10 protein-coding genes are annotated in these 11,985 nt (G+C 42.6%); 3 read left to right on the forward strand and 7 right to left on the reverse strand.

Features of this window, described 5'->3' with window-relative positions; translation table 11 throughout:
- Positions 1 to 13: 13 nt before the first annotated feature.
- Together pheS and ACED20_RS10845 are read right to left on the reverse strand one after the other, a co-directional pair.
- Positions 14 to 1,024: a phenylalanine--tRNA ligase subunit alpha gene (gene pheS / locus ACED20_RS10840; protein WP_378104563.1), complete on the reverse strand. Its 1,011-nt coding sequence runs from the start codon at positions 1,022 to 1,024 to the stop codon at positions 14 to 16.
- Between the two features lie 130 nt (positions 1,025 to 1,154).
- Entirely contained in the window at positions 1,155 to 1,814 is a 660-nt protein-coding gene (locus ACED20_RS10845) for a YceI family protein (protein ID WP_294231654.1), read from the reverse strand.
- A gap of 85 nt (positions 1,815 to 1,899) precedes the next feature.
- On the opposite strand from ACED20_RS10845, the gene ACED20_RS10850 reads away from it, so the two are divergent.
- Positions 1,900 to 2,835, forward strand: coding sequence for a sulfate/molybdate ABC transporter ATP-binding protein (locus ACED20_RS10850; protein ID WP_378104567.1), 936 nt, complete (start codon positions 1,900 to 1,902; stop codon positions 2,833 to 2,835).
- A 359-nt stretch (positions 2,836 to 3,194) separates the two neighbouring features.
- On the opposite strand, the gene ACED20_RS10855 is transcribed toward ACED20_RS10850, so the two are convergent.
- The 5 genes from ACED20_RS10855 to ACED20_RS10875 form a co-directional block, all read right to left on the reverse strand.
- Positions 3,195 to 4,517, reverse strand: a complete 1,323-nt coding sequence (locus ACED20_RS10855; RefSeq protein ID WP_294200844.1) for an MFS transporter — start codon at positions 4,515 to 4,517, stop codon at positions 3,195 to 3,197.
- Between the two features lie 18 nt (positions 4,518 to 4,535).
- On the reverse strand, positions 4,536 to 5,948 hold the full coding sequence (locus tag ACED20_RS10860; protein ID WP_345767347.1) for a porin: 1,413 nt from the start codon (positions 5,946 to 5,948) through the stop codon (positions 4,536 to 4,538).
- A 99-nt stretch (positions 5,949 to 6,047) separates the two neighbouring features.
- On the reverse strand, positions 6,048 to 7,316 hold the full coding sequence (locus ACED20_RS10865; protein WP_378104570.1) for a sensor histidine kinase: 1,269 nt from the start codon (positions 7,314 to 7,316) through the stop codon (positions 6,048 to 6,050).
- On the reverse strand, positions 7,313 to 7,990 hold the full coding sequence (locus tag ACED20_RS10870) for a response regulator transcription factor (protein ID WP_378104573.1): 678 nt from the start codon (positions 7,988 to 7,990) through the stop codon (positions 7,313 to 7,315). Before ACED20_RS10870 ends, ACED20_RS10865 begins: the two co-directional genes overlap by 4 nt.
- An 89-nt stretch (positions 7,991 to 8,079) precedes the next feature.
- Positions 8,080 to 8,424 carry a zinc ribbon domain-containing protein YjdM gene (locus ACED20_RS10875; protein ID WP_294224655.1) on the reverse strand — a complete coding sequence of 115 codons (345 nt, stop codon included), beginning with the start codon at positions 8,422 to 8,424 and terminating at the stop codon, positions 8,080 to 8,082.
- Between the two features lie 219 nt (positions 8,425 to 8,643).
- On the opposite strand from ACED20_RS10875, the gene ACED20_RS10880 reads away from it, so the two are divergent.
- Positions 8,644 to 9,849: an RsmB/NOP family class I SAM-dependent RNA methyltransferase gene (locus tag ACED20_RS10880; protein ID WP_294202096.1), complete on the forward strand. Its 1,206-nt coding sequence runs from the start codon at positions 8,644 to 8,646 to the stop codon at positions 9,847 to 9,849.
- A 158-nt stretch (positions 9,850 to 10,007) separates the two neighbouring features.
- Complete coding sequence (locus tag ACED20_RS10885) at positions 10,008 to 11,672, forward strand: GLPGLI family protein (protein WP_378104577.1); 1,665 nt, start codon at positions 10,008 to 10,010, stop codon at positions 11,670 to 11,672.
- The last annotated feature ends 313 nt before the right edge of the window (positions 11,673 to 11,985 follow it).

The raw sequence follows: 11,985 nt of genomic DNA on the forward strand, positions 1-11,985 counted from the left end.
AGTTTAAATTAAACTATAAAGTTTTAAACTGTTCCAGTGTTCTGATGTCGTTTTCAAAGAACATCCTGATATCGCTCATCTGGTACAGAAGCATAACGATTCTCTCAATTCCCATTCCGAAAGCATATCCCGAATATTTCTCCGGATCGATATTCACATTCTTAAGTACGGCCGGGTCTACCATACCGCAGCCCATGATTTCCAGCCATCCGGTTCCTTTGGTAATTCTGTAATCCGTTTCGGAATTCAGTCCCCAATACACGTCAATTTCCGCACTTGGCTCCGTAAAAGGGAAATAAGAAGGTCTTAATCTGATTTTCGATTTTCCGAAAAGTTCTGTGGTAAAAAACTGGATCGTCTGCTTCAAATCTGCAAAGCTTACGTTCTCATCAATATACAGCCCTTCGATCTGGTGGAAAATACAGTGCGAACGCGAAGAAACCGCTTCATTACGGAATACTCTTCCCGGGGATAAGATCCTGATCGGAGGCTGGTTTTCCTCCATGTAACGGATCTGTACCGAAGAAGTATGGGTTCTCAGAAGGATATCAGGGTTCTGCTCGATAAAGAAGGTATCCTGCATATCTCTGGCAGGGTGGTATTCGGGAAGGTTCAGGGCGGTGAAGTTGTGCCAGTCGTCCTCAATTTCCGGCCCGTCTGCCACAGCAAAACCAATAGATTTAAAGATCTCGATAATCCTGTTTTTTACGAGATTGATCGGATGTATTGATCCGAGCTCCAGCGGAAAAGCAGGTTTGGTAAGGTCTTCTTTCTCTACGATAATAGAAGATGCTGAAGCATTTTTCAAATCCTCCAACTTTACGTTAACAGCCTGCTTCAAAGTATTGATCTTCTGTCCGAAATCTTTCTTCTGGTCATTCGGAACTTCTTTAAATTTTTCAAAAAAATCGTTCAGAATCCCTTTTTTACCATTGTATTTGATCCGGAAGTTTTCGATCTCCTCCTTTGATGTCGCATGGAAGCTGTTTACCTCAACCAGTAATTCTTCTATCTTTTCTATCATTGTTTTACCCTTTCAAAATGTTTTGCAAAAATACGGTTTTTCACCCGAATAAATTTCTTAAAAATGTTAAAAAAATCTGCCTCTTTGCGGGAGGCAGACTTCAATCACTTATTTCACTTAAATAAAAAAATTATTTCTTTTCCAAAGCTTTTACGTTGATCTGCAGCGTTACTTCATCCTTTATGACGCCGTTGGCTGCAGGTGCCTTAAACGTTATTCCGAATTCTTCTCTCATGATATCTTTCGGCTCGGTAGCAATGCTTGTCACCCCGTTTTTCACGGAAACATTGGCCTTGAACCGGACAGGCTTCGTAATTCCTTTAATGGTTAAATTACCATCCAGTATGGTATTGTAATCGCCTTCTGCCGAAGAAGTCACTTTTGTAACTTCAAAAGAAGCCGTCGGGAATTTTTCCACATCGAAGAAATCTTTGCTCTTCAGATGTCCGGTAAGTTTCTTTAAATTTTCCGGATCGCTTTTAAGATCTTCAGAGGAAAGGGAAGCCATGTCCGCAACGAATTTTCCGCTTTCCAGCTTTCCGTCTTTTACGGTAACGTCGCCGCTCTCGAATTTGATGGTTCCGAAGTGGCTTGTGCTTTCAGATTTTAAAATTTTATAACCCTTCCATTCTACCCTGCTGTTCAGGGTATCCACTCCATACTGAGCCCCATCTTTAGTTGTTGCCACTTCATTACTTTCACTGGAAAGCGGCTTCTCTTTTTTACAGGAAACCACTGCAGCCAAAGCAAAAAATGCGGGAATAACTAAGGAAAACAGCTTTTTTTTCATGATTTATAAATTTTTATTGCTTCCGCTAAAATAATAAAAAAAACTGTTCTTTCCTAGAAACATTTCAATTCCTTACTTTTGTAACATGCTATTAGAAATAAACCATTTAAACTTCTCTTATTCCAAAGAAAAACCGCTGTTCCAGGATCTGAACCTAAAGCTGGAAGGCGGTAAAATCGTGGCGCTGGCCGGGGAAAGCGGCTGCGGAAAATCGACTCTGCTGAGCCTGATCTACGGGCTGCTGGACTGGGAGAGCGGGGAAATTGTTTTTGGCGGCGAAAAACTTTCCGGGCCTAAAGGAAACCTGGTTCCCGGTGAAGCCGACATGAAATTTGTGGCCCAGAATTTCGACCTGATGCCTTACGCTACCGTTGCGGAAAATGTAGGAAAGTTTATTTCTAATATAAATTTAAAAAAGAAAAAGGAAACCGTAGCAGAACTCCTTGAAGTGGTAGGTCTGGAAGATTTTGCCAACGTTTTGCCGAAATACCTGAGCGGTGGCCAGCAGCAGCGGGTTGCCATCGCCCGAGCCCTCTCCGTAATGCCGAAGCTCCTCATTCTGGATGAGCCGTTCAGCAACCTGGATTTTCCGAGAAAGATCGAACTTCGGGAAAAGCTGTTCCGCTATATGAAGCAGAATCATATTTCGCTGCTGATTTCAACGCATGAGCTCCAGGATATTATCCCGTGGCTGGACCGGATTATCGTCTTGCAGGATGGAAAACTGATCCAGGACGGCAGTCCTGAGGAAACCTATAAGAATCCCTGCAATCCATACGTTGCGAAACTTTTCGGTGAAGTAAATATTTTTACCGGAACGGAACGGGAAAATTTCAGACTGCCTGAATTTTCCTACTATCCCAGAGAAATCAGGATTGCGGAAATCGGCATGGAAGCGGAAGTCCTGGAAAGCCGGTTTGCGGGAAACCACTACTGGAATAAAATAAAAGCCCGTGATAAAGAGCTGGTGATGTATACGGATCGGAAAATCGAAGGTAGCATCAATATTGTATTTGACTGAGAATATTTCCTGTTTTAAATAGTGCTCAACGGGACGGCTCAAACCCTAGCCCCGATTGCCGTGGAAATCCTTTTTTGCAAAAAAAGATTGCAACAGAAAGCGGGAAAAGCTTCTCATAATTCATTTAAACGGTATATTCAAGAAAATTTATTCCAAAAAAATACAAATGTAAGATTATGTTTAGGTAAACTTTCTTACATTTGTACATACACAGCATAAGGAAATTTTTGGTTAATGCTCTTTCTGCCTACTGAGACAAACATCAGCAATCCTGCGATGGCGTCTTTTGAAAGATTACCCTGCCCAATTCTTTCCTTTTTTTATGCCTAGTTCTTTTTAAAATCAATGCTTTCAAAATCTCAGGCAGCAGCGTCCTGTTCCAGATCCTCATCCAGCTTGGACGTTTCCTTGGTATCTTTCATCCTGAAATATACGATCAGGGAAAACGAGATGCAGATGGTGATATACCAGTAAAAATAATGTTCCATGTTGGCCTGCTTGAACCACAAAGCAATATATTCTGCCGTTCCTCCGAAGATTGCTACCGTTAACGCATACGGAAGCCCTACTCCCAAAGCTCTTACCTCTGAAGGGAAAAGTTCAGCCTTTACCACCGCATTAATGGAAGTGTAGCCGCTCACAATAATCAGGGCGATCATGATCCAGACAAACGACATCCACATGGAAGTGGTATGACTCAACGCCGTAAGAAGCGGAACGGTGCATAAAGTTCCCAAAATCCCAAACCCCAACAGCAGTGGCCTTCTGCCGATCTTGTCCGAAAGTCCTCCGAAAACCGGCTGCAGGCAGGCAAATACAAAAAGGGAAATAAATGAGATCAATGTAGACTGTTCTTTACTCAGATGCACGGTATTGACCAGGAATTTCTGCATATAGGTGGTATAGGTATAAAAAGCCAGGGTTCCGCCCAATGTAAGTCCGATTACGGTAAGCAGGGCCTGCGGGTGTTTCAGCAGCTCTTTTACGGTTCCTTTTTTATCCTTTACCAGCTCTTTTTTGTTTTCAAAAGCCTCCGTTTCATGAAGGCTCGATCTCAGGTATAAAGCGATAACCGACAGAATAGCACCAATGACAAACGGGATTCTCCAACCCCATTGTTCCAGCTGGGTTTCCGTAAGAAGCAGCTTCTGTAAGATAAGCTGAATTCCCAGTGCAATCAGCTGTCCGCCGATAAGCGTAACATACTGGAAGCTTGAATAGAATCCACGGCGGTCTTCCGTAGCCATTTCGCTAAGATAAGTTGCCGATACGCCATATTCTCCGCCCACGCTCAGCCCCTGCAAAAGACGGGCGGCCAGCAGAAGGATCGGTGCCAGTACGCCGATGGTGTCGTAAGTCGGGGTAAGGGCGATCAGCAGCGAGCCGAAGGACATCAGCAGTACAGACAGGGTCATGGCTCTTTTTCTTCCGATCTTATCGGCAATACTTCCGAACATCCATCCGCCTACGGGACGCATGAGGAATCCCACGGCAAAAATCCCTGCCGTGTTCAGCAGCTGCGCCGTCATATCCGAATCCGGGAAAAAGGCATGTGAAAAGTAAATGGCAAAAGCAGCGTAAGCATACCAATCGTACCATTCTACGAGGTTCCCTACCGATCCGCCGATAATGGCTTTGATTCTTTCTGCAGTAGTAATCGTTGATGTTTGTTGCGTTTTCATATATATAATGGTTTAAATTTATAAAACAATATGGAATAAAATGATTAATTCTCCTTTTCTGTCGAAAACCGTTCGGGAAGCCGTGTCATACAGCGGTCTGCTGCTGTACTGAACGGCGAGCCGGGCATTCTGCCCGTAAAAATAGAAGCTTGTTCCCACGTCATAATAATTTCCTTTCTGATGAAGGGCATCCATATCTTTCAGCGTATAGTTAACAAAGGGCTGTACTTTCACGGTATTGCTGAACTTAGGTAGTACAAACCCTGCCTGCAGGAAAAAGATATTTCCGGTTCCCATCAGCACCCTGTTGTTTCCCGGGCCCTCCAGTGCTTTCTGTCCGGTGAAGGAGGTGTCTGCCGTTCCGGGGTTCATCAGTCCGCTCATCCGGATATAATCCGGCCCGTAATTGTATCTGTAGAATACGGAATACAAGGTAAGCCCCATTTCTTTCTTTTTATTTCCCATTGGGATTTCACTGTACACATCAGCTCCGAAAATCGACACATCGTGGGATTCGAAAACGTTGGCCGCCGGCTGGCTCTGGGTTCCTTCTTTGTTGAGATAAAAACCGGAACCTATATTCAGGACTTTCTTTTTTGCCAGATTATTGCCGGGTAAAAAAGAGGTTACGGTAGCTTCTTTTTCAAAAAACTGATAAAAAGCGTACCCTGCGTATGAAAGCTTTCCGCTTTGGTTATTATCCACCGCCGCGCTTCCTACCGCCGGAGTATTGGAAGTCGCGAAAGGCTTATTGACACTGAACCGGTAATTAATCCTGTCGAGATCCCCGTGAACGAAAACGCCGAACTGCCGTGCAAACTGATCCGCAACTTCGATGGTTGGGAAATTGAAGATCGGAAGGTCTGCGGCCAGGAGTTTTGTCGTACTCGCATTTGTCATCCGGCTTACGCCGTTCCAGGAGTGAAGACCGGCGCCGATGTAAAGGTTATTTTTGTTAGGCTTTCCCGTATTAAAATCTGTGCGTGGAATAATGGTGAACTCATTGTAAGCATCATGGAAAAACAGACCTGGTTTCTTCCCGGCTCCGTTGGCGCCCGTCCCGCTGCCGCCGCCGGAAATAAACGTCTGGTTGTTGATCCCCACCTGAAGGTAAACGGAATAAAACGGGGTAAGCTGGCTCTGTACCGTAAGACGCATCCTTCTGATGCCTGCATCGTAGGTCTGATCCTGAGGAACACCATTTACCTTTGTGCCGGGATTGTTTTCGATACTCCGAAGCCAGATCTGGCTGTTGATCCCAAACTTCAGCCATCTTTCCCCTTTCGGATCCAGATTGATCTTCAGCTCGCCGATATCCATCGGATTTTTTGCGGGAAGTACAACTTCCTGTTTTTTAACGGCTCCGGTACTATCCTGGCCATAAAAAAGATGAAAGCCAAGAAACATACATACCAATGTTATTTTTTTCATAGGTTTTGTTTCCAGCTAATGAAAAAAGAAATTCTGAAGAAATTCTGAAGATGGCACCAGAATTTAAAAATTTATATTAAATAAATGATTAACAGTCTATTAAATTTTAAATTCCACAATAACTACATGTCTTTCGTTGTAAAATCGGTAACTGATTTCATACCCGAAAATCTCCAGAATTCTTTTCACAAGTGCCAATCCTATCCCGATCGAATTCTGATCCGGATTTCCACGGCTGAATCTTCCGAAAACTTCCTCTTCCGGAATCGAAGGCGGGTTTCCGGTATTTGAAATGGTAAGACGGGATGCGGTAAGGGAAATCTCAATTGCTCCGTTTGCGTAATTATGCCTTTTGGAATTGCTCAGCAGATTGTCCAGCACAATGACGGCCAGGTTTTCATCCATAGAGACCATGACATCTGGTTCTACGGAAGCTTCTACGTGCAGCTGCTGAAATGAGAAGATGTCCTCAAAATAAGCCATGCGTTCGGCAAGGATCTGCGACAGGTTGATCCGCCCTGTATTTTTCAGCTCCAGATGCTCTAGCTTGGCCAGGAGGATCAGGGATTTGTTGATGGACGAAAGACGGTCCAGCTCATCATTCATCGAAGAAAGGGTCGCAAACTGCTGTTCCGTAAGCCCGGTTTCCATCATGAGTTCGATCTTCCCTTTTACGGAAGCCAGCGGGGTCTGCAGCTCGTGGGAGGTATTTTCGGTGAGCTCTTCCAGCAAATAATAGTCTTTTTTGGAATTCTCGGACATCTTTGTCAGAAAACCGTTCAGCAGACGGAATTCATAGGTGCCGGTTTCCATCAGCTGCATCGGCTTCCGGTCTTTTATACTGAATCTTTTAATCTCCTCAAGTGCGTGGTAAAACGGATCGAGGATTTTACGGGATATCAGAACGCTGATAATAATGGAAAGAATCACCAGGAATACCATGATCCAGGCGACTACCATTACCAAACTCAGGAGGAAGCGTTTTTCAATAACGGTAATATATCGTACGCTGGTAATTCTGTATGGCTTTCCTTTAATCATAAAAAAAGAGCTAACGGAAATCCTGTTTATATAGGATTGTATGCTCCTGTTCCAGATGTATTTTTCTTCAATAATCTTTTCTTCCTTATCCGAAGGGACTTCTTTCAGCAAAGCTACACGAGTCTGCCTGTGATGAAAATTAAAATAATCGTATTCCGGATCTTTGGAAAGTCTTCCGGCGACATACGCATTCAGATCTTCCATTTTTACAATGGCCGAACGCATGGTTGTTCTTTCAAACGCATAATAAAGAATCGCAAACCCGAGAAGAAGCACGGTAAATACCAGGATGGTAAAAGCTTTGGCAAAACGGTAACTGAGGTTCATGAGTCCTGCCATTTATAGCCCAGCCCGTATACGGTATGCAGATAATCTTTTCCGCCCGCATCGGTAATTTTTTTACGGAGATTTTTCAGATGCTGGTAGACAAAATCGATATTGTCTATGCTGTAAGTATAATCTCCCCAGAGGTGACCCGCAATGGCCTGCTTGGAAAGCATTCTGTTTTCGTTACTGATAAAAAAGATCAGGAGGTTGAGTTCTTTGCGCGTAAGATTTAAGGGTTTGCCGGCAATCAGGCATTCCTTGGATTCAAGGTCGATTTTTATTTCATTAAAAACCAGGGCATGATCCACTTCCTGTGTTTTTCTCCGGGAAACGGCTTTTATCCGGGCATGCAGCTCGGGAAGGGCAAAAGGTTTCGTCATATAATCGTCGGCACCTTCTTCGAGGCCTTCCAGTTTATGATCCAGGGAATCTTTGGCTGAAATAATGATGATGCCGGCCGCAAGCTTTTTATGCTTGATCTCCCGGAGCACTTCCAGGCCGCTCCCGTCGGGAAGCATGAGATCCAGAAGGATGCAGTCATATTCAAAAAAATCGATCTTTTCATCGGCTTCTTCTTTGGTGGAAGCGACTTCACAGACGTAATCTTCCTTCCTGAGATAATCCGTAATGTTAGAAGCCAGCTCCTTGTGGTCTTCTACAATCAGTATTTTCATCCGTACAGTAATTTCAGAAGCGTAAATTACTAAATAATATGTGCGGTAGCGATATCCGGACCGATTTTTTTAAATAGCGTATTTTAAGATTATGCCTTTTTCACAAATTCCGACTTCAGGGCCATTGCTCCGAAACCGTCAATTTTACAGTCGATATTATGGTCGCTGTCCGGACGCAGGCGGATATTTTTTACTTTTGTTCCTGCTTTCACCGGCTTTGGTGCTCCTTTTACCGGAAGGTCTTTCACCACCACTACAGAATCCCCGTCCTGAAGTTCGTTTCCGTTTGAATCCAGGATTTTCCCTGAAGCGGACGCGTCGGCAGCCGTTTCTTCCGGATTCCATTCATAGAAACATTGGGAACATACCATCATATTATCGCTCGGATAGGTAAACTCGGAGCTGCATTTAGGACAAAGTACAATATCACTCATATTTTTATTTTTTTGCAAAGGTAGAGTTTTAAGGTTTTCAATTAAAATTTTATGATATGAGATATTTCTTCTTTTCAGTGTTGTTTTGTATGTGATTTTATGACAAAGGAAATTCTGAAATTAGGTTTTATCTGAATTAAACAAGATACAAAATCCCGTTTACGGAATGTCAACATAAATTCGTATTTTTGCAGATTCAAAATAGCAGAACCCAATTTTATGGAATTGATACACAGAAACCTGGCCATCGGAATCCACGATGCTTTGCAGGAAACGTTTTTCGAGAAAAATAAATACGCCGATAAAGTAATCGAAAGACTTCTGAAGGCGAATAAAAAATGGGGAAGCCAGGACAGGGCCGTTGTTTCAGAGATTTTCTACAATATCATCCGCTGGAAAAAACGCCTGGAATATTACATGGGGGAAGGTGTAAAACCCAACAACATCTATAAACTGATCATCGCTTACCTTCTCTGGAGCAAAACCAATTATAAAAAATTTGAGGAATTCGACGGCATCAAGATCGCCGATATCCTGACGAAGCTTAAAAAAGGAACCGTTCCGACGAAAGCCATCGAATATTCCATCCCGGAATGGCTTGCGGAAACCCTGGAAAAAGAACTGGGCCCGAAATGGGAAAGGGAAATGCACGCCCTGAATGAGCAGGCACCAACCGTTCTGAGAGCAAACTCCCTGAGAACAACCACCAAAGAACTTATTTCCGACCTTTCGGATGAGAATGTTGTTTCCTATCCGATCAGGAATTACCCGGATGCCGTTCAGCTGGAAGAGAAAAAGAATGTATTCCTGACCACTGCATTTAAAGAAGGATTATTTGAAGTTCAGGACGCTTCCTCCCAGAAAATCGGGTATTTCCTGGATGTGAAAGAAGGGCAAAGGGTGGTAGATGCCTGTGCCGGTGCTGGTGGAAAAACACTCCATTTAGCTGCGTTGATGCAGAATAAAGGCCAGATCATCGCCCTTGATATTTTCGACTGGAAACTTGCAGAACTGAAGCGCCGCGCCAAAAGAGCCGGAGCCCACAATATTGAGACCCGCCTCATCACCGATAACAAAGTGATTAAAAGACTTCATGAAAAGGCAGACCGTCTTCTGATCGACGCACCATGTTCAGGATTGGGTGTTTTAAAAAGAAACCCGGACAGCAAATGGAAAATCGACCAGGATTTCATCGACAGAATCAAGGGAGAACAGCAGCAGATTCTTCAGGACTACTCCAAAATGCTTAAAATAGGAGGAAAAATGGTGTATGCCACATGCTCGATCCTTCCTTCGGAAAACAATGGCCAAGTAAAGGAATTCCTGAAAAACAACCCGAATTTCAAAATGATTAAAGATGAAAAAGTAATGCCGAGCGAAGGCTACGACGGCTTTTACATGGCTTTGATTGAAAGAGTTTCCTAAAAAGAATGACCATATAATATATAAGACTACTCTATTTTTTGGAGTAGTTTTTTATTTATGAATGATAATAAACATCTAACAAATTCAGAAAATATTTGATTTTGATTGTTAAGGTTTTATTTCTTTAAAATCTATCTTTGTGGAAATCAATTTTTCACATGCATCAAAGAATTTTACTGGGTATTTTTACCTTTTTATGTTTTTTTTCTTTCGCACAGATTTATGAAGTGCAGTATATGAGTTCTTCTAACGGGAAAGTTTCTGCCGATCAGTCTCCTACTATTGTCCTGGCCAATGAAAAGGAAAATTTTATCCTGAATCAGAAAATCCGAGAACAGAAAGCGGATTTCCCTTTTGAGATCACGAAAATAGAAAAGCCTTCCAATACCGTTTTTTCTTACGCTTTCCTGAAACCCGGTGAAATCGTATCGGCCTCCGACAAAGAATCAATCGGGAAGCAGACCTTTGAGCTTACAAGTGAAACCAGGAAAATTTTGGGCTACAACTGTAAAAAAGCCGTGATGAAAATCAACTCCAATACGATTGAAGTCTGGTATACAAACGAGCTTAAAATCCAGGGCGGACCTTCCACTATCGGACAAAGCCTGGGCTTCGTACTGGAAATCGAAAGAAATAAAACATCTGCCATTACGGCAACTTCGGTAAAAAAAATAAAACAGACCGGCACCGATAATCTTTTCAAAGGCTCCATAACGTCGACGGATCAGCTGGGTTACCGGGATCTTCTGTGGAAAAGCAGGTTTACGACGTTGAAGGTCTTCGATAATGAGCTTATCAATTTTTCCGACCAGTCTAAATCAGATGAAAACATTAAAAGATTCGCCAACGGAACCGTTATCCTTAAGAAAATAAAATTTCCGAAGATTACGGAAGGTGAAAATATTTTCGTAGAGCTGAAACAACAGTCGAACGGTGATGCTTATGACAGAACAGGAACGGTCTTCTTTATTCCGCAGGACAAATCCCAGTCATTTTTTAACGGCCTTGAGAACGGCGTAAAAACTCTTCCTCTCTATGAAAACGGAAACGGAAAGCAGTATTACGGGATCATGACCACTGAAAATTACAATCCGCCTGTTGAAATGATGCGTTTTTTCACGGCTTTCGGAATCAATAAATTCAACAATCTTCAATTGAAAGACAAAACCTGGCAGACTGTCAGTCCGTACCGGGAAGATATCACCGACCTGAAACCCGCACTGAGCGAAAAAGAATTATGGATTGGAGCTTTCATCGGGAATTATGACAAAGGCGGGCATAAAGTGAGCCTGGAGATCACCATCCACAAGAGCGATCAGGCCATTTACAAACACAATGCAGTGATCCCTTTATTCAATACCCTGAATATGATGGAAATGGCCGGACAGGAATATTCGACGATGTTTGATAAAGACCAGGGACTTCTGGTAGAATTCACCCTGAAAAAAGATTTAAAAAATGCACAGCTGAAATATACAACCACAGGCCACGGCGGCTGGGAAAACGGCGATGAGTTTCTTCCAAAACTTAACTCGATTTTCTTAGACGGAAAAATGGCTTTCTCATTTGTTCCATGGAGAACCGACTGCGGATCCTACCGTCTGTACAATCCAGCTTCAGGAAATTTCCCGGACGGACTCTCTTCCTCCGACCTCAGCAGGTCCAACTGGTGCCCGGGAACGGTAACCAATCCTGATTTCATTCCCCTTGGTGATCTGAAAGCGGGAAAACATAAAATCCAGGTGAAAATTCCCCAGGGTCCGAGAGAAGGATCGAGCTTCAGTGCGTGGAATGTGTCGGGTGTATTGCTGGGTACCGAATAAAAAAAAACCTTCTCGCAAACTGAATTACAAGAAGGTAAAAACACAAATGATGAAAAAAAATTATTTCGAGCCACAAAGTACGCATGAAAATTAATCAAATAAATTACCATAGATTAAGAAATATACCAGAATAATTCCGTATACAATTAAACCACTTTCCACAAACGAAAAAATTTAACTTTAATCCTATATAAAATATAAAATACCTTATTTTTTTCTTAAAAATAATTTAATTGATTAAAAATTTAAACTAAACGAAATTTTTTGTTGTTTTTTTTAAACCTCCCTTTTACTTTTGTTTTAAATTAAATGA

It is taken from the genome of Chryseobacterium sp. sg2396, from assembly GCF_042610505.1.
Lineage (GTDB): Bacteria > Bacteroidota > Bacteroidia > Flavobacteriales > Weeksellaceae > Chryseobacterium.

Coding starts and splice junctions, on each gene's coding strand:
- ACED20_RS10870 (WP_378104573.1), bottom strand. CDS start 7,990: ATGAAAATACTGATTGTAGAAGACCACAAGGAGCTGGCTTCTAACATT.
- ACED20_RS10875 (WP_294224655.1), bottom strand. CDS start 8,424: ATGAGTGATATTGTACTTTGTCCTAAATGCAGCTCCGAGTTTACCTAT.
- ACED20_RS10880 (WP_294202096.1), top strand. CDS start 8,644: ATGGAATTGATACACAGAAACCTGGCCATCGGAATCCACGATGCTTTG.
- ACED20_RS10865 (WP_378104570.1), bottom strand. CDS start 7,316: ATGAACCTCAGTTACCGTTTTGCCAAAGCTTTTACCATCCTGGTATTT.
- pheS (WP_378104563.1), bottom strand. CDS start 1,024: ATGATAGAAAAGATAGAAGAATTACTGGTTGAGGTAAACAGCTTCCAT.
- ACED20_RS10850 (WP_378104567.1), top strand. CDS start 1,900: ATGCTATTAGAAATAAACCATTTAAACTTCTCTTATTCCAAAGAAAAA.
- ACED20_RS10845 (WP_294231654.1), bottom strand. CDS start 1,814: ATGAAAAAAAAGCTGTTTTCCTTAGTTATTCCCGCATTTTTTGCTTTG.
- ACED20_RS10855 (WP_294200844.1), bottom strand. CDS start 4,517: ATGAAAACGCAACAAACATCAACGATTACTACTGCAGAAAGAATCAAA.
- ACED20_RS10885 (WP_378104577.1), top strand. CDS start 10,008: ATGCATCAAAGAATTTTACTGGGTATTTTTACCTTTTTATGTTTTTTT.
- ACED20_RS10860 (WP_345767347.1), bottom strand. CDS start 5,948: ATGAAAAAAATAACATTGGTATGTATGTTTCTTGGCTTTCATCTTTTT.